Annotated in this window: 18 protein-coding genes; 4 read left to right on the top strand and 14 right to left on the bottom strand. The window is 35.0% G+C overall.

Annotated elements, in window-relative coordinates; translation table 11 throughout:
• Positions 1–500 precede the first annotated feature (500 nt).
• The 6 genes from ACEWK1_RS07320 to ACEWK1_RS07295 form a co-directional block, all read right to left on the bottom strand.
• A complete protein-coding gene (locus tag ACEWK1_RS07320) occupies positions 501–2,702 on the bottom strand; it encodes a helix-turn-helix domain-containing protein (protein WP_212136435.1) in 2,202 nt (733 codons plus the stop codon).
• Positions 2,703–2,792: 90 nt separating this feature from the next.
• Positions 2,793–3,242 carry a DUF3237 domain-containing protein gene (locus tag ACEWK1_RS07315; RefSeq protein WP_121660720.1) on the bottom strand — a complete coding sequence of 150 codons (450 nt, stop codon included), beginning with the start codon at positions 3,240–3,242 and terminating at the stop codon, positions 2,793–2,795.
• A gap of 142 nt (positions 3,243–3,384) precedes the next feature.
• Positions 3,385–4,743 (bottom strand): MFS transporter, encoded by a 1,359-nt coding sequence (locus ACEWK1_RS07310; RefSeq protein ID WP_121660719.1) that lies wholly within the window; start codon positions 4,741–4,743, stop codon positions 3,385–3,387.
• A 374-nt stretch (positions 4,744–5,117) separates the two neighbouring features.
• A complete protein-coding gene (locus ACEWK1_RS07305; protein ID WP_121660718.1) occupies positions 5,118–5,789 on the bottom strand; it encodes a serine/threonine protein kinase in 672 nt (223 codons plus the stop codon).
• Positions 5,790–5,814: 25 nt separating this feature from the next.
• Complete coding sequence (locus ACEWK1_RS07300) at positions 5,815–6,510, bottom strand: phosphatase PAP2 family protein (protein ID WP_212136433.1); 696 nt, start codon at positions 6,508–6,510, stop codon at positions 5,815–5,817.
• 267 nt (positions 6,511–6,777) lie between these two features.
• On the bottom strand, positions 6,778–9,078 hold the full coding sequence (locus ACEWK1_RS07295) for a glycoside hydrolase family 3 C-terminal domain-containing protein (RefSeq protein ID WP_212136431.1): 2,301 nt from the start codon (positions 9,076–9,078) through the stop codon (positions 6,778–6,780).
• A 165-nt stretch (positions 9,079–9,243) separates the two neighbouring features.
• Here ACEWK1_RS07295 and ACEWK1_RS07290 point away from each other — a divergent pair, with 165 nt between their 5' ends.
• Positions 9,244–10,467 carry a helix-turn-helix domain-containing protein gene (locus ACEWK1_RS07290; protein WP_212136430.1) on the top strand — a complete coding sequence of 408 codons (1,224 nt, stop codon included), beginning with the start codon at positions 9,244–9,246 and terminating at the stop codon, positions 10,465–10,467.
• Positions 10,468–10,509: 42 nt separating this feature from the next.
• On the opposite strand, the gene ACEWK1_RS07285 is transcribed toward ACEWK1_RS07290, so the two are convergent.
• Entirely contained in the window at positions 10,510–12,228 is a 1,719-nt protein-coding gene (locus ACEWK1_RS07285; RefSeq protein ID WP_416635858.1) for a SulP family inorganic anion transporter, read from the bottom strand.
• 182 nt (positions 12,229–12,410) lie between these two features.
• Between ACEWK1_RS07285 and ACEWK1_RS07280 the strand changes: the two genes are divergently transcribed.
• Positions 12,411–13,292: a LysR family transcriptional regulator gene (locus ACEWK1_RS07280; protein WP_416635857.1), complete on the top strand. Its 882-nt coding sequence runs from the start codon at positions 12,411–12,413 to the stop codon at positions 13,290–13,292.
• A gap of 48 nt (positions 13,293–13,340) precedes the next feature.
• On the opposite strand, the gene ACEWK1_RS07275 is transcribed toward ACEWK1_RS07280, so the two are convergent.
• The 6 genes from ACEWK1_RS07275 to ACEWK1_RS07250 form a co-directional block, all read right to left on the bottom strand.
• The gene (locus ACEWK1_RS07275) at positions 13,341–14,639 is read right to left on the bottom strand and encodes a TRAP transporter large permease (protein ID WP_416635856.1); all 1,299 of its coding nucleotides are present in this window, start codon (positions 14,637–14,639) and stop codon (positions 13,341–13,343) included.
• Between the two features lie 30 nt (positions 14,640–14,669).
• Positions 14,670–15,173, bottom strand: a complete 504-nt coding sequence (locus ACEWK1_RS07270) for a TRAP transporter small permease (protein WP_416635855.1) — start codon at positions 15,171–15,173, stop codon at positions 14,670–14,672.
• A gap of 14 nt (positions 15,174–15,187) precedes the next feature.
• Positions 15,188–16,183, bottom strand: coding sequence for a TRAP transporter substrate-binding protein (locus tag ACEWK1_RS07265; RefSeq protein ID WP_416635853.1), 996 nt, complete (start codon positions 16,181–16,183; stop codon positions 15,188–15,190).
• Between the two features lie 101 nt (positions 16,184–16,284).
• Complete coding sequence (locus tag ACEWK1_RS07260; protein ID WP_416635852.1) at positions 16,285–17,388, bottom strand: glycoside hydrolase family 88/105 protein; 1,104 nt, start codon at positions 17,386–17,388, stop codon at positions 16,285–16,287.
• Between the two features lie 400 nt (positions 17,389–17,788).
• Positions 17,789–18,346, bottom strand: a complete 558-nt coding sequence (locus tag ACEWK1_RS07255) for a thioredoxin family protein (RefSeq protein WP_416635851.1) — start codon at positions 18,344–18,346, stop codon at positions 17,789–17,791.
• Between the two features lie 123 nt (positions 18,347–18,469).
• Positions 18,470–19,027 (bottom strand): TetR/AcrR family transcriptional regulator, encoded by a 558-nt coding sequence (locus ACEWK1_RS07250; RefSeq protein ID WP_416635850.1) that lies wholly within the window; start codon positions 19,025–19,027, stop codon positions 18,470–18,472.
• 148 nt (positions 19,028–19,175) lie between these two features.
• Between ACEWK1_RS07250 and ACEWK1_RS07245 the strand changes: the two genes are divergently transcribed.
• Positions 19,176–19,934, top strand: coding sequence for an SDR family oxidoreductase (locus ACEWK1_RS07245; protein ID WP_416635849.1), 759 nt, complete (start codon positions 19,176–19,178; stop codon positions 19,932–19,934).
• Between the two features lie 162 nt (positions 19,935–20,096).
• On the opposite strand, the gene ACEWK1_RS07240 is transcribed toward ACEWK1_RS07245, so the two are convergent.
• Complete coding sequence (locus ACEWK1_RS07240) at positions 20,097–20,567, bottom strand: hypothetical protein (RefSeq protein WP_416635847.1); 471 nt, start codon at positions 20,565–20,567, stop codon at positions 20,097–20,099.
• A gap of 190 nt (positions 20,568–20,757) precedes the next feature.
• Here ACEWK1_RS07240 and ACEWK1_RS07235 point away from each other — a divergent pair, with 190 nt between their 5' ends.
• Entirely contained in the window at positions 20,758–21,816 is a 1,059-nt protein-coding gene (locus ACEWK1_RS07235) for an LLM class flavin-dependent oxidoreductase (protein WP_416635845.1), read from the top strand.
• Positions 21,817–21,829 lie beyond the last annotated feature (13 nt).

Below are 21,829 nucleotides of genomic sequence, written 5' to 3'. Positions count from 1 at the left end.
ACGTTCATCAACCCTATGAACGACACTTCCCTCTCTTTCTCAGTCACTTTTGTCGTTCATCAACCTTATGAACGACACTGCCTACTCTTTCTCAGTTACTTTTGTCGTTCATCCACCTTATGAACGACACTGTCTACTCTTTCTCAGTTACTTTTGTCGTTCATCAACCTTATGAACGACACTTCCCTCTCTTTCTCAGTCACTTTTGTCGTTCATCAACCCTATGAACGACACTTCCCTCTCTTTTCCAGTTACTTTTGTCGTTCATCAACCTTATGAACGACACTTCCCTCTCTTTTCCAGTCACTTTTGTCGTTCATCAACCTTATGAACGACACTTCCCTCTCTTTTCCAGTTACTTTTGTCGTTCATCAACCCTATGAACAAAATCCACCTTCTCCCCTTTCACTTCTGCCTGCATCCCCTTAGCAAGTAAAACCACTTCCCCCCACGAAAAAAACAGCCCAACTCACACAAGTTGGACTGCTTCTACTACTAATCTAGCTCTTCTTTAGCCGATCCCCATGCATATCATGAAGCTTAAAGGCCATCATTAAATTAAACCTGATTTCAGCATCATTCAAATCAATATTTAGTAGTGATTCAATTTTTTCAAGTCTGTATAACAGGGAGCTCCGGTGGATGAAAAGCTCATCTGATGTACTTTTGATATTTCCGTTATTTTGTAGAAAAACATATAAGGTATGATATAAATCTATGTTTTTATTTTCTGTGTAAGTTAAAAGAGGATCCAGCTGACTTTTTATAAACAAGTTTACTGCATTAGATTGATCAAGATGGTGGAGAATTGTATAAGCTCCAAGATCTTCATATAGTGAAAAAGAGATATGCTTCATCCTAATATTCATAACATTTAATGTTAGAAGTGCCTGTTGGTAACTTACATAATAATCTTTCATATTGCTTGTTGATGTACCAATCCCCAATAATATCTTACAACCCGAAAACACTTCTAGTGACCATCTTTCTATATTATCATAAAGGTTTTTCCAATACTTTTTACTTTGAACATCATCATCCACTGGTAGGAGCAGGATATAGTTTTCATCATGTGACACTGTTAATATCCGAGAATCAAACTTTGCAAGATGTGACTTGATCGCATCCCATATAAGCACTTTTTTGGCTTGCTGTTCTAAAAGATCATCTTCATCTATTGAAACCGTCAATACGGCAACACGATGATATTTAAAAATATCCCATTGAAATAGGTTAGCATATTGAATGATACTCTCTTGATCTTCGACTTTTTCGACCAACAATTTACTAATAAAGCTATCCTTGACCTGCTCTTTTGTATCGAGAACAAGCTTTTGCTTAATAAACTGAATCGAGCATATATTTCGTGCCATCTCAACTGTTAGCTGGTCAAATTCATTCATCTCGCTTGCTGTATTGCAAACAGAAAGATAACCCAACAAATTGCCTCCGCCATTGATCACCCAAAAAGAAAACACACAGTCATCTCTGTCAGGGTGTACGACTGTAAACTTCTCTTGTTTTTTAAGATTTTGCCTTAGCATATTCGCTTGTAAGGCAAGGTTATCAGGTAGATTGTAATCGTTATCACTATTTCGGAAATTAAAAGCAATTGGCCTCATAAATCGGTCATATAAGATAACGGTTTCTTGAAACAAATCTGAGAGCTTTAATGTAATACCTTCAAAATCATCATCTTCAACTGTTTTCTTCACAAGTGATTGTTGAAAATCTAATAAATAGTGTAGGCGGTTTTTATTATCTTTTTCACTTTTATATAATCGTGCATTTTCTAAAAGAGTTGCAACATGTGTTGATAGCATTTCTAATATTTTTAAGTCTTCCTCAGTAAAAGGTCTTTCATATTTATTCTGAACATGAAGTACACCAATTGGCTTAAGGTCAATTAAGAGTGGGACTGTCATTTGAGCGCATCCCGTTACCTCAAGAAATGGAAAGTATTCCTTAAGCGCATAGTTGTCCTCAATCATCATTCGATCGAGATATTCCATTTCCCCATATACAGGCCTTTGTAAGTCAAAGCAATTCTCTTTCTCATTATATATATACATACAAGCAAAATCAGCATTTGTTGATTTCCCAGCTCTGTATGTTACTTCTGAAAAATGCTGATCTAGAGAAGAATCAAGAGACTGATTTTTGCTAATCCATTCAATTCCCTCGAGCTTTTTCAACTGATTTTCCTTTTGTCTTGCAACAGATAGAGCTACAGCCATATCCTTTCCGAATTCCTCAAAATGGCTTTCCATCTCTAATAATGGCACATAACTTAAAAACCCTACGATACAAAAACCAAAGTGATGAATATCATCATTTAACGGAACAGTGAACCATGTTTTCACATTTTCTTCCTTAAGGATCTCTGTTAACCTACAAGAGTTATTTGTTGCAGATGCTTTATATGTTAGGCTTTGACGAAGAAGTTTGGAGGAACAGTTTGCCGCTAAAAGAGGGAAATGCCTAAGGATTGAAGGAATATTTCCACTCCATGCCTTAGGAATAAAAGAATCTCCCTCACTCAATACGACTCCAACAAAATCACAATATAATTCAGAACGGAAGGAATCAGCTAAATATTGAAGCACTTCATCTTCTGTATTAATTTTTATTAGCTGCCGGGATGTGGTTCGTAGATGATGTTCTACTTTTTTCATGAGTACTTCTCTCTTACTGTTTGACACACAATAACCCCCTGTTTCCGTTTTTCTAGATACTAATAGTATAAAAGAAGAAAAACTTAATTGAAAAGGTAATCGTGATCGTTTAAACAATTAATCAACTTGATAAAATGAGATTTGAACATCATTAGGCCCTCTTAATCCCTCACCAATGTAAATCATTCGGTTCAAATAAGAGTACTTTTCACTGCTTGTTTCGAAAGTAGGTGTAGTTTTGAAATAATAAGAACCGTCAGGAACCTGCTCACCACGAATGATTTTATCAATAATTTCTTTAGGCCCATGTCTATATCCTTTATTAATCACATAAATTGGTACACCATCATCCGTTTCAATTACATAGTGAGCAAGAGCTTCCGTTACACCATCATATCTTATCATCTGGTAATCAGCTCCACCTGATAAGATCTTCCCTTTTATACCCTCCCCCTCAAAAGTACCTCCAATAATCGGAATAACTCTCCTTATGCCTGTTCCAACATCCCCAACTTCAATTGGGTTAGCTACCTGAATATTTGCTTTAAAAAGAAATGTCGATTCCATTTACATAATCCCTTTCTTTGCTTAAATTTTTAGACACCTAAACAAAAATAGCAAATGGGCAACCTTCTACCATTCTAAAATTTCTCGAAGAATAGTAGGTAAGTTAACCCATTTGAAGTTAAAACCTGACATATTTATTTTGCTATTTTGCTACATTCACTGGGCTATTTGTTGGTTTAACCTCTTCTTTTGCTTCATAGTAATCTCCATGCTTTTCTTGGACAAACAACATTGCGATTCCTCCAAGTAATGCTGCTCCTCCGATTGCGACAAAATTAAATTGCGGTAATAGATTCATTGTTAATAGGAACCCAACAAAGATTGGCGCTACTATTCCTCCAATACGACCAAATGCCATCGTGCTTCCAAGTCCTGTGGAACGCATACTAGAAGGATAGTATTGAGAAACAAATGCATTGGAGATGTTCTGTAATCCAACTGAAGCTGCACCAATGATCGCAATTAATACAAAAGCGATTGCCATACTATTTGTTAATCCGATAAATGATAACGCTATAGCACCACAGAAGAATAAAGGAACAAGAACCTTTTTAAATCCAATTTTATCAACCAAACGACCAAAAATAATCGTACCTACAATTGCTCCTATTTGCATGACAGCCGTAAATGCTAGACTTGAGCTAAGATCATAACCTGATTGCATCATAAGGCGAGGTAACCATGTGTTCATAGAATAAATTAAGACAAAGGCACTAAAGCAAGAAATCCAGAACATTATGGTACTTAATGCACGTTTATCTTCAAATAGCTTCACAACTGGTGAACCAGGTTCTTTTGCAGGTGGTTTTACAAATTCAAACTCCCCACCAGTTCTTAAGCTTGGATCAATTTTCATTAATGTTTTTCTAGCTTCCTCTTCTTTGCCTTTTTCGATAAGAAACCCTACTGATTCAGGGATACTTTTTAATAAAAATGGGATAAACAAAAGTGGAATACCCGCTAACCAATAAACTGGCTCCCATCCAACTGTTGGTAAAAGTGAACGGCTTGTCAGTGCTGCTGCAAGTGCGCCAATAGAATATCCACAGAAAATGAAAGAAACAATAGCAGATCGAACTCGTTTTGGAGAAAATTCAGTAGCAAGCGCAATAACATTCGGCATTACCCCACCTAAACCAATCCCGGCAATGATTCTAAATACAGCGAATAAAATTGGGCCTGTTGCAAAACCAGAGATCATAGTAAAGAAACTAAATAGGAACGTCGTCAGCAAAATAATTTTTTTACGACCTATTTTATCAGACAGCATCCCAAAAATAACTGCCCCCAAAGCGGTTCCAATAACCGTGTAACTACCTATTGCACCAGCTGTTACATCTGAAATTCCCCACTCCTGTATTAATGATGGAACAGACGCACCATAAACGACAACATCATACCCATCAAAAGCAATAACTAAAAACAACCAAGTTATTAGCCATACATGAAACGAAGAAATTTTACTATTATCAATAACATTCATCGGGTTAATCACTTTCACTTTGTTAGCCCCCTATTAGATATTTTAGTAAACGCTTTCAATTTTATCCCCCTTTTCCAAATATTCAGTTGTCTTGCTTTTATTGTAATAGAATAAGAAAAGAATAGTTAGCTACTTTATGTAGGAAAAAAAGAAATGTGTTTCGTTAAATTTGTGGAAAGAGCTGAATAAAAAAACTTCAATCCCATTTGGACTGAAGCTATGTTATAAAGTATTTTATTTAAAACTCTTTCATATCTTTTCTACACAAATAACTATACACTATAAAAAAATTGCTTTATTATGCTCCTTTGACAACAAGAATAGTAGCTAGCTTATAGATAAAGAATAACTCTATGAATGGAGATTTAATAAAAGTAATTATCGAACGATTATCACTTCCTAAAAAACGTCAACCTCAAAACATCCTTCATAAACTCATCAAACGTCCCAAAATTTTTCTGATTATACCACTTTTGCACAGTTTGCATTAACCAAAAAGGAATGGTTTTACCATCAATCAAATCATAATACTGCTCGTATGCCTTTTTCAAATGCTCCCATCGAAGGTCGTTTCCTTCCTTTCCGTATTCAGATACATCAATAACCTTCGCCCTACCTTGTTGAAGTAAGATATTTTTCAAATGTATATCACGTGGATTCAGCCCCTGCTCTTTTGCAAAATCCCTAGCATCTTCAACATCTAAAATGACTTGTTGTGGAATATGAATTCCTTGTAAAATGCAGTCGTATAAAGTAATACCTGCTTCAAAGCTTAAAACTAAATAACGATCATACACAGCATAGCAAGTAGCGAAAAATGGTGAATTCTTTAACCTTTGATATACCTCTGCTTCGATTTGAATTTTTTCCTTTTTATCCTCAGCATATAGCTTAAAAGCATATTGTGGTTTATGTGCATATTGAAAAACAGCAGCATCCGTCCCAACACCGATGCATCGTAAATCATCCAAACTGCCGTGAATGGTTACAGGCTTATTATTCGGATTTGATGTGATTTTTATTTTAGACAACAGCTTATCAACGACTAACCAATCTTTTTCCATAGCTTCACCTTTTTTCTTGAGTACTTTAGTATCTTCGTTTCTTGTTATTCCATATATATGCTAGTTCCAGGGCTATGACCCACCCACCAAGCCAAACAAACCCTGCAAGAAAACCTGCAAAAACATCAGAAGGATAATGAACTCCCAAATAAATACGACTGGTTCCAATTAAGAAGATAAGGCAAATGAGCGAGGTCACGACTCCAGCTTTACGTATCTTCCATCTATCATATCTAAGAGACAAATAAACTAAAAATCCATAAAGCAGCATGCTTCCCATTGAATGTCCACTTGGAAAACTTAAGCCATCTGCTTCAATCAATCTATTATCATCAGGACGATCTCGATTAAAATAGATCTTTAATAGTGAATTAAGAAACCCTCCTCCTGCCACAACAATCAAAAAGCATAGAGTAGCTAATACATCTTTGTATTTTAAGTAAAGCCATACCATCCCAACAATAAGTAAGAATCCGAGCATCGTACTAGAGCCAAGATGAGTAATAAACACCATCACTAGATCCATTATCTGAGAAGAGTAGGACCTAACAGCACGTATTAACACAGCATCAAATGAAAATGAGTTTTTCTCCAATAAAGTAAGTGACAATTGAATAAAAATCACTACATTCATAGCTAGTCCAACAAGGACTGTTAATAACCACATTTTTGATATACTAAGATGTTTTCTCTCCATCTCTAGTTTAAGAACAGATTTCATCCACATTCTCCATTCATTCATTTTTCAATAAAAAAAGACCCTTACTATTTAGTAAAGGTCTAAAAAAAGACCTTCACCAATTAATAAAATTGGCAAAGGTCTCGCTAGCAATCAGAATTATTGCCAACAAAGCCGGGGCTTAAAACTCCCGAAATGACGACTTTGTTTAACAGCTACTCCCCTTTGGGAATCGATCATTTAGTTTAGATCATTCTAGCAAAATATGTGTTAATGGTCAATCATTAATGACTGTGACTAATTCTACTTCTATTTCACAAGAGGATTCTTCTGCACCTCATTTAACTGATGAATCATCCCTTGAAGCATTTCTTCGGTGAATTTACCATCACTAAAATTAGATAAAGCACGCAAAGGCATATATTTCATCATCGCTGCCATCATTTCTGTACCTTCCCCTTCGTCCTCACCAGCTGCTGCAAACGGACTTCCTTCTTGAGCCCTTGCTAACATTTCTTTCGCTAATGGTGCAACTTTAGGGTTTGCAAGCAGATCTCCAATTGTTGTATTACGATGAACAACTAATGGAAGTTCTAATGAAGATTCAATGTTTACCTTTTCTGATAAAACAATCTCTTTAGAGCTTTTCCCTACTAATAGTTCGAACTCTCCACTTTCTACATGCCAATCTTTAAGCTCGGTGTTGTAGTAAGCAAAAGCAAGTTTATCTAACGTAAATGTAACGGATTTTTCTTCGCCAGGTTGTAATTCAACTTTTTCAAACCCCTTTAATTCCTTTTCAGGTCTGCTAACACTACTTTCTACATCTTTAACATAAAGCTGAACAACTTCCTTACCAGCGACAGCACCTGTATTTTTCACATTAACTGTTACATTAAGTGTTTCTGTATCTTTTAGTTGTTTAGAGCTTACTGATAGATTGCTATACTCAAATGTTGTATAGCTGAGTCCATATCCAAACGGAAATAAAGTTTCTACATTTTTTGTATCATAATAGCGATAACCAACGAAAATTCCTTCACGATATTCCACTCGATCTCCCTCACCTGGGAAGAATAAATAAGAAGGATTGTCACTTAATTGTTTTGGGAATGTTTCAGCAAGCTTCCCGCTTGGATTTTCATCACCAAAAAGAATATCTGCAATGGCTCCGCCAAGTGCTTGACCTCCAAGATAACCTTCGAGTAATCCTTTTATTTTATCTAACCATGGCATTTCAATAGGTGCCCCGTTACTTAAGACAACAATGATATTGGAGTTCACCTCAGCAACAGCATCAAGTAAACGCTGTTGATTTGCTGGAATGTGTAAGTGTACACGATCATAGCCTTCAGATTCATAACGATCTGGCAAACCAGCAAACAAGACAACTGTTTCTGCTTGTGCTGCCACTTCTTTTGCTTCTTGGATTAACGACTCATTAATCTCATCTTTATCACGATAGAATCCTTGAGCATAAGTAACATTTGCTTTCGATCCAGCAGACTTTTCAATTTCCTCTAGAATGTTTTCAAGCCTTGTTGGCTTAATATGTGAGCTTCCTCCACCTTGATATCTTGGGGCTTTGGCAAATTCACCAATTACTGCGATGCTTCCTTCTTTTTTAAGTGGTAGAATGCTATTTTCATTTTTTAATAACACCATACTTTCCCTAGCCGTAACTCTAGCTAATTGATGATGTGCTTCTTGATCATATGTTGCATTCTCTTTCTTTTCTTCAACTGCTTTAAAAATAATACGGAGAATACGTTCCACAGCAGCATCAAGCTTTTCTTCAGATAATGTACCATCTTGAACCGCTTCAATCACTTTATTTTCACCAATTCCTTTTGAAGCCGGCATTTCTAACTCTAACCCATTAGCCAAGGCAACATCACGCTCATTTACTGCTCCCCAATCTGAAACAACAAAGCCTTCAAAGCCCCACTCTTCTTTTAAAATATCATTTAATAGATAGTTATTTTCAGAAGCAAATTCGCCGTTTACTTTATTATAAGAACACATCACTGTCCACGGCTGTGATTGCTTTACTGCTCCTTCAAAGCTAGCTAAGTAGATTTCACGGAATGTTCTTTCATCAACAATCGCATCCGTTGACATTCTGCGATGTTCTTGATTGTTTGCCGCAAAATGCTTTAATGATGTTCCAACACCTTGACTTTGAACCCCTTTAATATGATTTGCTGCCATTTCTGATGAAAGGTACGGATCTTCCGAGAAATACTCAAAATTACGACCACATAAAGGCGAACGCTTAATATTTGCCCCAGGTCCAAGAAGAACAGCTACATCCTCAGCCTGACATTCTTCTCCTAACGCAACCCCAACTTGCTGAATTAGATTACGATCCCACGAGCTCGCCATTCCTGCAGCAGATGGAAAGCATGTAGCAGGTACACTATCAAATAGCCCTAAATGATCAGCCCCCATTCTTTGTTTACGCAATCCGTGTGGGCCGTCTGTTACCATAATTGATGGAATATCTAAGCGTTCGATTCCTTTTAGATTCCAGAAATCTTTACCGGAACATAGACCGGCTTTTTCTTCTAGTGTCATTTGAGATATAAGAGCTTTAATGTCCTTTGTCACCATAATCCCTCCATAAAATCCATAAAGTAAACGCTTTCTACTAAACTATATGTTTTATTATAAAGAACAAACCCACATAATTTTGGTATTATTTTAGTATTTTTAGCTATATTTTAATATTATATTCTGTATGGTATCATTTAAATAAAATGTGAGGAGACAAAGATGCTACTTAAGGACGTAGATTATATTTGCAAACTGATTTATGAATCCTTTAACATTCCTATTACCTTCATAGATCACAACGATATGGTTAAATTTGAACAGTCTTCTCTTCGTTTTAAAAATCCTAACAGCTCGTTTCATCCGAACATATTCAAGCAATTTAACTTTAGAAAAAAAACATTTCTATTCCCACTGTTCGTCAAAACAGAACACTATGAAGAATTTTTTATCATTCAAATTAGACAGGAGAATGAGTATAAAGGAATGATCATTGTCGGTCCAACTCTTGCACCCGAGCTAACAAATGATAGACTAGCAGCACTCATAAATGATATGAATGTTCAAAAGAGTCTAAGTGAAAAACTCGTTTATTATTTTGAAACCCTTCCCCGACTTTCTCATATGAAATTAATGAATATTAGCATGCAAATATACTATATGCTTTACCAAGAAACACTGGACCCGGCAGAAATCATTTTAAAAAATAGTAAAGCTGGAGATCTTACATTCAAAATTGAAGATCCCGAAGTAACCATTTCGCAACAACGGGAAAATGTCTCATTTCATCATGATTTTATGTATGAGAAAAGGCTCTTTCAATTCATTAAAGAAGGTAGGAAGGAAGAATTCTTAAAGATATTTAAAATAAGTCCCGAAAACGGTAAGGTTGGAATTCTTTCTAAAAAAAGTCAGTTACGTCATAGTAAAAACCTTGGTATTACTGCGATTACTTTAGCAACACGCGCCGCAATTGAAGGTGGTCTTCATTATGAAATTGCTTATACACTTAGCGATTTGTATATCCAAAGCTTAGAGGAATTAACAGATTGTTCATTGATTGATCCTTTTATAGAACAAGCATTAAGTGAATTTGCCGATCGTGTACGTAAGCAGAAACAACAAAGCTACTCTAAGCCAATAAACAAGTGTATGAATTATATTTATACACATCTTTACGAAGAATTGACCCTAACACAACTTGCGGAACTCGTAGATATGCATCCAAATTATGTATCATCTCTTTTTAAAAAAGAAGTAGGAATGCCCATTGCGGAATATATTCATCAAACGAAAATTGATGAAGCCAAAACATTGTTAACTTTTACGGACTATTCACTTTTGAAAATTTCGACAATCTTAAACTTTCATGATCAAAGTTATTTCACAAAGGTGTTCAAGAAATATACCGGCATAACTCCTAAGAAGTACAAAACTTTAACATAAGAAAAAGGTGAGTAGCAAATCATACATTTTGCTACTCACCTTTTAAATATAATACATATACGGTGTTTGATTGTTTTTATCGGAAGAAGTTGATACCCTTATTTTCTTATTTTCAAGTAATTTTTCAATCGTATAATAATTCATTTCTTCATTAAATTTACGATCCCAGCCTAATTTATTTGCTGTTTCCCTAACAGTACCCTTCATTCCGACAAAGTACATGCTAATGTTTTTTTCCTTTTTTAGTTGTTCCTTCAAATCTTCTATTACCTCAAAGGACGGTGTGTCCATATCATTCACTCCGGAAAAATCGATAATAATCATGTTAGCTAAAGGCTTTAAATAAAGAAACTCTCTGATTTTTTCTTCCAAATAAGAAATGTTTGCAAAATGAATCGAAGAATCAACTCGAATCATAATTAAATCTTCAAGTGTTGTCGCTTGAGGAAATCTCTTTATATCGCGAAATATTTGTTCCTTTTCAAGATATCCCATTTCAATAATATTTGGCCTTGTTATTCTTGCTAACAACAAACAGAAATTAAAAATAGCACCAACTAAAATTCCCCACTGAATTCCAACAAATAAGGTGACAAAAAAGGTGACAATCCAGCTCCATCCATCTATTGATCTTACATTGAACAAGAATTTTGCTTGTTCAATATCAATTAATTTATAGACGGCAACGATAATGATCGCAGCTAGAACTGCACTCGGCAAATAATAAAAATAAGAAGTAAATAACATCAATGTAATGATCATAAACAAACTAGTGAAAATTGACACTAATTGCGTAACGCCACCACTTTGATGATTCACTGCACTTCTTGAAAAGCTTCCATTAACAGGGAAGATCTGAAACAACGAACCTAGCATATTAGCTAAGCCTAATGCCTTTAACTCACGATTTGGGTTAAGTTTATATTTTTCTTTATCCGCAATTGTTTTCCCTATTGCCAATGACTCCATAAAACCAAGCAATGCAATGATGATTGCTGGTATAATTAATTGCTTCACACTTTCTAATGAAATCGTTGGCAATACTAAAGTTGGAAACCCATTTGGCACCGTCCCAACAATTTGAACACCTTTTTCGTGTAATGAAAAAATGTACACACTTAATGAAGACAACAGAATTAGGACAAGAGCAGCTGGAAAACGTGAATTTATTTTTTTAAAAATGATTAAAAAGATGATACTACTTATTCCTAAAAGAACAGTCATCCAATGTAAATTCGCTATTTCCCTACTTATTCCAATCAGTAAATGATGAGCCTGAAAATACGTACCAAGATCGATTCCAATCAGATGCTTTAACTGACTTAGACCAATTATGATAGCTGCAGCTGAAGTATAGCCACCCAGCACAGATGGTGAAATGAATTTCACAATAAAACCCATTCTTAATACTCCTAGCAAACATTGAATTGTCCCCACCATAAGTGCCAATAAAATAACAAGCGTGATATAATCCTGTGACCCAGGCTCCCTTATACTCGATATTCCTGAAAAAACAAGTAAAGATGTTATGGCTGTTGGACCAACCGATAAATGCCTTGAAGAGGCTAATACTGCATAAATGATTAAAGGAATGGTTGAAGCATACAACCCCATAACCGGTGGTAAACCAGCTAACATCGCATATGCCATACCTTGAGGAACAAGCATCACAAATAAGGTTAAGCCTGCAATCAAATCTTTACTTAAAAGATTTTTGTTATATTGTTCCAATCCTAGTGGAATATACTTTTTAATGGTCATCTTTACCATTTCCTTTACTTTTAAAGTTCTTCTTATATATACGATAACATTCTTTTTAACGGAAGCATATTGCAACAAATGCATAGCATATAACAGATTGTTATAGCAAGCTTATTTCCTGATAAGCCGACCTAGGGTATTATATAAAGATAAGATAAATTTGTCTAATTGGGAGGGTATTTATGAATATAGAAAACCTTAAAATGTTTTGCTTAGTCGTTGATGAAGGAAGCATTAGTCAAGCAGCAAGATTAAGCTTTGTGTCTCAGCCGGCTGTGACAAGACAAATCCGCCAATTAGAGAATTTTTATGGTACCTTATTATTTGATCGAACAGAAGGAAAGCTTACTGTTACAGAAACAGGGAAAATGCTCTATCCTTTTGCTAAAGCCATTATTAATGATTTTGACAGGTCTAAAGAAGTGATCCTTCAAGCTACCGGAGAGTACAATTCAAATCTTAGGGTAGGTGCTTCTCTGACAATTGGTGAGTTTCTATTACCAAGTTTACTTGGTCGATTTAAAAAACATGCACCAGATATAAAGGTAACCTTAACGATTCGAAATACACCAAGTGTGTTAGAGGATTTAACGAATGATGTGATTGATATTGCATTAGTTGAAGGAATTGTTGAAGATAAACATCTGATTGTTGAGAAATTTGCCAATGATGAACTCATCCTCGTTTGCTCTCCAGATCACCCATGGAAGGACCGATCTGAAATTCAAATTGAGGAATTAGCAAACGAAAAAATGATTTGGCGTGAATCAATTTCAGGGACAAGACTCATCGCAGAAAATGCCCTTAAAGAGTATGGAATTTTGGAAAAGATAAATAGTTATATGGAAATCGGTAGCACACAAGCCATAAAAAGTGCCGTTGAGTCAGGACTTGGAATTAGCATACTTTCTAAACTGACTGTTGCTAGAGAATTAGAACAGGGCTATTTACAAGAAATAAAAATTAAGGATGTTCATATTGAAAGAAGTTTATGGCTCGTTAAAAAGCCACAGCGATTTAATAGAGAAGGTGTTTCTCAATTTGTAGAGTTTATTCATCCTTAAGAAAAAGGCAACAATTCTGATAATAGATTTGTTGCCTTTTTCTAAATTTTACAACCCAAACAAATTAGGCAAAAACAAGCTAATCTGCGGCACAAACGTAACCAACACTAAAATCACGACAATCGCTACATAAAACGGAAGCAAAGGCTTGATTATTTTCTCAATCTTCACCTTCCCTATGCTCGCTCCTACGAATAATCCTGTTCCAACAGGAGGTGTAATCGTTCCAATACATAAGTTAAATACAAAGAAGATTCCGAAGTGTACAGGATCAATTCCTAAGTTTGTGGCAATTGGTAAAAAGATTGGTGTAAAAATTAAGATTGCAGGTGCAATATCCATAAATGTCCCAACTATTAATAGAATCACTGTAATACATGCAAGGATAACAAACTTATTGTCTGAGATTCCTAAGATTCCATTACTAATTGCTTCAGGTATACCAGTTAGCGCCATAACAAAAGACATACCTGATGAAGCAGCGATTAAAAACATAATAACACCGGTCATCTGCACTGCTTGTATCAAAACACCTGGCAATTGCTTAAGAGAAATGGATCGATAGAAAACAAGAGCTAAAAATAATGAGTAAACAACACAAACTGCCGAGGCCTCTATCGCCGTAAAAATCCCTGAAAGAATTCCTCCAATAATAATTACAACAAGCAATAAACTAGGAATCGCGTCTATAATAATTTTTCTAGCATCACTAAAAGAAACCATCGGAATAACCGGATATTTATTTTTCTTAGCGATAAAAAACGCAACCAGCATAACGGCTAATCCCCATAATATCCCTACAACATATCCACCCATGAATAATGCGGCAATCGAAGTTCCACCACTTATTAAAGAGAAAATAATAAACGCTGAACTCGGAGGAATTAACATCCCTGTTGGAGCTGATGCAATATTAACTGCTGCTGAATAGGTTTTACTGTATCCTTCTTTTTCTTGCAGTGGAATCAGTGTTCCACCAATTGCAGTTGAAGCAGCAATCGCAGAACCAGAAATCGAACCAAAAAACATATTTCCGATAATGTTTGTATGTGCTAATGATCCCGGTATTCTACCACCTATTAACTTTGCTAGATTGACGAGCTTGATCGCAATTCCACCATTATTCATAATAATTCCTGAAAGAATAAAAAACGGTACCGCTAATAGAGAAAAGCTATCTAAACTAGTAATCATTTTTTGTGCTGAAGTGAATACAGAAACATCAAAAGGTAAAACAATAATTACTGTTGCTAGCGAAGCTAATGCGATACTAATTGCAATCGGTATTCCAATTACCATTAATAGAGCAAAAACAGCAATTAAGATTAAGCTTGCTTGTAACTCCATAGGTTGCACCTGCTTTCATTAATAATTAACTTAACTTGCATTCTTCTGCTTAATAACGGTTACTTTTTTCTTTTTATGTAACAACTCCAAAATATTCGTTGTGCTGTAAAACAGAATAAAAACACCAGATAGAGGTAAAGCCAAGTAAACAAATCCCATCGGTAAATGCAAGGCAGGAGAAATCTGTGCCATTGTTAACGAAACAGCCTTTGCTCCACCATAGACCATAATAATTGCAGAGAATAATAGGAAGAAAGATTGAATAAGAATATCTAGTTTAATTCTTGATTCCTCAATCAAACGATCTCTTAAAAAGGTAATTGCAATATGCTCATTTTTTCCTACAACATATGCAGCTGCCAGCATAGCTAACCATATCAAGCTATACCTTAATAATTCTTCTGTAAATGTACTTGGATTTTTTAAAATAAAGCGACTTAATACTTGCCAACTTGCAACCGCTACCATTAATAAAAATAAAGTACAAGTAAGAAATTCTATGACTCTATCGACACTTTTCTTTACATCTCTCATCGTATCAACCTCTATCATTTATTTTCTTTCAACTTCTGAATATCTTCATACAATTGCTTGAACTCTTCATTATTGGCAAATTCATCATGTAACGGCTGTACCGCTTCTTGGAAAGACTTCTTATCGACTTCATTAAAGACTACACCAAATTCATTTTCCGACCTTTCTTTTGCTTGATCGACTGCATCCTTCCAAACGACTTTTTCAAATTCTGTTGATTCTTTTGCTGCTTCATAGACAGCCTCTTGTTGCTCTTCTGTTAATCCTTCTAACGTTTCTTTGTTGATTACCATAATATCTGGAACTCTTGTATGTTCGTCATATGAATAATATTTTGCTACCTCACCATGTCCAGCTTCTGTGATCGCAAACTCATTATTTTCCGCACCATCTAAAATTCCTTGCTGTAAGGAAGTATACACTTCACCGCTGTCCATAGGTGTTGGTGAGCCTCCTAGTAATTGAACCATTTTGATTGCGGTTTGACTTTGCATAACCCTAATTTTTTTGCCTGCTAAATCACTTGGGCTTTCAATCGGTCCATCGGTCATATAAAAACTTCTTTGTCCAGAATCATAATACGTTAATCCAACAAACCCCAGCTTTTCTGTTGATTGAAAAATTGGTTGAACAAGGTCACTATCCATTACCAGGTAAAAATGTTCTTCATTATCAAATAAGTAAGGTAATCCGAAGATGGAGTATTTATCAGAGAAACTTTCTAATGCTGATCCACTAACTTTTGTAATATCCACTGCCCCTGTTTGCGTTAGTTCGATTAATTCACGTTCTCCACCTAATTGACTATCAGGATAATATTCAACCGTAACTTCTCCGTTCGTTTTCTCAGAAAGTAACCTTCCAAACTCAGCCATTGCATCTTTTACTGGTTGACTATTACTTGCATATGCAAACCGTAAAACTATGGAATCGTTCTCATTTTTACTATAGCCAGTGATTAAAATAACACATAACAACCCTATAAAGAATACTGGAATGATTTTCTTCAATTTTTTTCCCCCTGTGAAATTAATCTCCTTTGCTCTTAATAGATTTAGCTAGCAACTTCACTCTGTCACTAGCCAAATCTATTATTCAATGAAACAATTTTTTAGAAAAATTCATATAAAAATTGAGACAAACTTAAAACAGCTAACGATTGTCCGTATGGCATTGTAGTAGTTTTGATTTCTTTATAAAACTCTAATGTATCACCCATACCTGTTCCAACTGATACCTTTTGCAAAGCACCTTCATCATTAATTTCCTTCACAATTCCACGAATTGCTTTGTAAGCTGTTTCTCTATATTCTTGACCAATATATCGTTTATGAATAGACTTCAAAATGCCATAAGCAAAGCCAGCTGTTGCAGAAGCTTCTAAATAAGATGTTTTGTCATTGATTAATGTATGCCATAATCCGCTTTCATCTTGATATTCAGCTAATGTTTCAATTTGTCTTTTTAATGTATCAAGAAGATATTCTCTTAAGAAATCTCCCTCTTTTAAATCAAGAATTTCGATAAATTCCGGAATAGCAATGGTAATCCAGCAGTTCCCTCTTCCCCATAATGCGTCTGCATAATTATGGTTTTCTTCAAAAGTCCAGCCGTGAAACCATAATCCTGTTTTACGATCACTTAAATACTTTATATGAATTAAAAATTGTCTTTTCGCTTCTTCAATATAATCTTGTTTATTGAAAAGTCTTCCGATCTTAGCCAAAGGTAAAACAGTCATCATCAAGGTGTCATCCCATAGCTGATTTTTATTTTCAGGGCCGTATGTCATATGTTGAAGACCGTTTTCCTCAGTTCGTGGCATATCATGCATAACCCACTCTGCCCAATTTTCTAAATAAGGAACAAATGTCTGATCCTTAGTTTCTTCATATAGAAATGCTAGCGTTAATAGAGGAGCCATTGTATTCACATTTTTAGGTGGTACCCCTTCTTCAAATCTAGCTTGAAACCAATCAGTAATTATAGTTAATGCCTTCTGACTATTTGTTAGTTTCCAATATTTAAAGATTCCATACAACCCAACACCTTGCGGCCAGTTCCAAACATTCCAGCTCTTATCATCAACAACTAAACCATCAAAGTTTAATAAAAATTCACCTGTATTATCTTTTATTTGTGAAAGATTATCCATCAATACATCTATGTAGTTAATAATCTCAGTTTTCTCTAGAAAAGCTTGTTTTTGAGTCATTGTAATCCCTCCAAAAATTATTGTAATAGTTTAAAATCCCAAACAGATAAAACGTTTTCAATTTCAGTTAAAGTTTCTTTTAGCTTTTTTGCTTTGGTATAACTCTTTTGTTTCTCTGCTATTTAATGTTTACTTTTTATTTATTATGTTTATTTTGTACCACTTTTGTTTGTTTATTTCCACTTTCATTATAAAAAATTAATGACTTGTGGTCAATAGGGTTTCTTTTATTATGTTTTGCTAGATTACTAAAAAACGTTGAAACCAGTGTTATCACACCAACTTCAACATTTTTATGTTTTTAGAAAAACAAAAAAATAACTACCAGCATTTATTTGGTAGTTATTTCAATATGACTATTTTAAATTAAGTTTTGAAATGTAGTGAAAGTAATTTTATCTTAATTTAAACATGATAATAAGGCCTTCTTAAAACTCTGATAAACATATAACCAAAGTGTATTTTCCTCTTTATATCGCTTCTGTAAAGACGCAATCATTTCTTTTTGTTTTTCCGGAAAAGAAGGATCATCCTTTGCCGGAAGTTCAGCCCTTAAATCATCTACAATTTTCTGAACTTCTGGCGCACGAGGACCCCATTTGCCAATTAATGTACCTTCATCATTCAAAATTAGAACAATCGGTATTGCTCGTCCACCATTTGTTAAATGTCGATCAATCAGTTCTGTATCAGCATCTCTTAATGTCACATGAACTTCAATATCTGCAGCTTCACCAAGCTTTCGAATAACAGGGTTAATCATCATTGCATCGCCACACCAATCCTCCGTAATAACTAAGAAGTGTAGTGAATGCTTTGCTAATTCGTTCACAAACCCATCATCTGGTAGTTGAAACTCTTGATAAACATGGAAGCTTTCCTCTTTTAAATTGCCCATCTCATCCATATATTGTTGAATTGTTTTTCCCTCTTTAAAATAATGCTCTTCTGTTTTCATGAAAACACCTCTTTTACGTTTTTATATCATTCATATTAAGCCTGAATTATTTTAAATGCAAAAATTGGCGCGAATTTTTCTTCGATGACCCGGATATAGCGCGGTGAGGTAGAGCCCATGTCCCTATGCTCTTAATTTAAGGATATTGACCAAATGAATATTCATCTCATCAGCTGATTCTTGAAACTCATGACGATACCACTCAATGATTAACCCAATAATGGCATTTGCTGAATAAGAATATAAAAAACCTGTAGACTTTCCAGGCTGTAGAGTATTTTTATCTTCTATAAAAATTGAACGTATTTCATCGAATAACATGTAATAATATTCTGTTGATACTTCCTTAGATAAGATAATTTTGTAAAACTCTTCAAACTTCTTTATATGGTGAAAGATCCGAACTGTTTTTGGATCTAAATTTTCTACGTTAAGAATATCTGCATGCCGGTAAGGTTCATTATAAGATTCTTTTAAATCTACCATTATTTCTTCAAAAAACTCCTTAAAAACATCTCCAACTTCTTGATAATGAAAATAAAATGTACCTCGATTTATTTTTGCTGCTCTACAAAGTTCAGTTACTTTTATATGTGTTAATGGTTTCATTTTTAACAGGCTCGTTAATGCTAAATGGATACTTTGTTTTGTTTTTTGAACACGCAAATCATTTTTATTCAAATAGCACCCCTCCTTTATTAAACACTTTATAGTTTTTTGTTCAATATTGTACAATTCCATCATTTTTTGCTTATTGAATGCGGTTTCAACTATATATTATTATTTTATTGAACAAATGTACAATAAAATTTAAGGAGGATCTTTAAATATGAGATTAATAGATAAAGTAGCCATCATAACAGGTGCAGCTTCAGGTATGGGAAAAGCAATCACAGAACTTTACGCAAAAGAAGGAGCAAAAGTAGTTGTTTCTGATTATAATTTTGAAGGTGCTCAAGTTGTAGCTGAGTCTATTAACAAAAGTGGTGGTGTTGCAATTGCTAACCGTACAAACGTTGCTGAATTATCAGACTTAGAACAATTATTCACTGAAACAAAAGAAGCATTTGGTAAGCTGGATATTTTAGTTAACAACGCAGGTATTATGGATGGTATGGAGCCTGTTGGAGAAATTACTGATGAAAAATGGGATCGTGTTTTTGCAGTGAACACTACAGGTGTAATGCGTGCTATGCGTATCGCTACGAATATCTTCTTAGAGCAAGGTCATGGCATCATCATAAATAATATTTCAGCAGGTGGCTTACGTGGTGCACGTGCAGGAGCAGCTTATACAGCTTCTAAACATGCTGTAACTGGATTAACAAAAAACACTGCATATATGTATGCTCAATCTGGAATCCGTTGTAATGGTATCGCCCCTGGTGGTGTTGAGACGAACATCGGTTCAAGTATGACTAGTGTGTCTGAATTTGGATTTGGACGACAATCGACAGGGCAAGGTACAATGCCACGCGTAGGTAAACCTAGTGAGGTTGCACAACTTGCTGTTTTCTTAGGTTCTGAGGAATCAAGCTTCATAAATGGACAAGTGATCGCTGCTGACGCAGGATGGACTGCATACTAAAATTAAACAAATAACAAGCCCTGAGAATCTTTTCGGGGCTTGTCCTATTATAGTGAAAAATCTTAGTATTAATGTAGGATTTATTTCTAGTGATGAAAACTTACGTAGATGGAATGGAATATCAATTCACAAGTGAAGTTTTTAATCTTTGTATATTTACTTTTACTGTCTACTCATTCGTTCTATTTCAGATTCTACTTTATAGACTCTTTTGTTTAATACTTCTGTTCGATCATCGACATAATCAACAATCTTATCAGTATATAAGCCTATACTTTCAACAAGATTCTTTTGTAACTTTTCTTGTCCGGCTTCTAGTCTTTTCTGACCTTCTCGCAATTCATAGGTATCTTTCTTTAATTCATTTGTGTCTTTTCGCAATTCAGAGGTATCTTTCTTCAATTCATTCGTATCTTTCTTCAATTCATTTGTGTCTTTCTTCAATTCATTCGTGTCTTTCTTCAATTCATTCGTATCTTTCTTCAATTCATTCGTATCTTTCTTCAATTCATTTGTGTCTTTCTTCAATTCATTTGTGTCTTTCTTTAATTCATTTGTGTCTTTTCGCAATTCATTTATATCAACTCGCATTTCTTTTATTTCGCTTAGCATTTGCCTTAGAATCTCTTCCATAACCCTCTCCTCCTTTCCTATTTTCTAAAAAGAATTATACCACCGATTCATTGATAATGGGTAAAACAAAAGTTCCTAGATATAGGCAAGTGATTAATTATAGTCAATCCAATTACAACTTATGACATTTGTTCATAAACTAAACAAGGAACGCACGTAGCTTATGTATGAAATTGTTGGAGGGAGAATTATGAAGGAATATGAAACCATTCACTCTCATGGAATGGAAATTGGAATTTATTCTTTAGCAGATTTACGTCCGAATCCCCATACAGGAGAAACCATCGGTGCTAAGCAGCGAATCGAAGAAATCATTGAAGCGGCAAAGCTTGCAGATGAGGCAGGACTTGATGTTTTTGGATTAGGCGAGCACCACCGTTTTGATTATGCAGTGTCATCTCCTTCTGTTGTATTGTCTTCAATTTCTCAGGTAACCAAAAGAATAAAACTAACAACCGCAACCACAGTCTTTAACACCAACGACCCAGTTCGTTTATATGAAGATTTTGCAACACTTGATCTTTTATCAAATGGTCGTGCCGAGATTATTGCCGGCCGAGGAGCCTACTTGGAATCTTTCCCTCTCTTTGGATATGATGTAAAAAATTATGATGAATTATTTGAGGAAAATATTACACTTTTCCAAAAGTTGAATGAAGAGAAAAATGTAACGTGGGAAGGGAATTTCCGCTCCCCTCTGCATCATGCAGACATTGTTCCACGTGCATTTCAAGACAAATTGCCGTTATGGGTTGGTGTTGGTAGCACACCGCAAAGTGCAGCACGTGCGGGAAGATTAGGTACTGGTTTAGTTGTCGTTACCTTTGGAAAAGATTACCGAGTTTATAAAGAGCTTGTAGATGTCTATCGACAAGAAGCAAATAAATATGGAGTGTCTCCTACAGAAATGAAAATAGCAGTTAGCGGACACACCTACCTTTCAACCACAACTGAACAAGCAAAAAAAGAATTCTTTCCCTATCATTCAAGCTATTGGAGATCAATGAATTCAAATCAAGAATGGCTAAGAAATGATTTTGAACTGACAACCAGTGAGAAAGGATCACTATTTATAGGAAGCTCACAGGAAATTATTGAAAAAATTTTACGTCAATATGAACTTTTTGGACATCAGCGTTTCATGGCGCAAATTGATATTGGAGGAATGCCTTTTAAAACTGTGGTAGAAAACATTGAACGATTAGCAACTGAAGTAGCACCTGTAATAAGAAGAGAAACAAAGAATTAAAATGTACCAAGAA

It is taken from the genome of Metabacillus sp. YM-086 (assembly GCF_048059995.1).
Taxonomy (GTDB): Bacteria; Bacillota; Bacilli; order Bacillales; family Bacillaceae; genus Metabacillus; species Metabacillus litoralis_B.
This window is presented reverse-complemented; position numbering and strand designations above follow the sequence as displayed.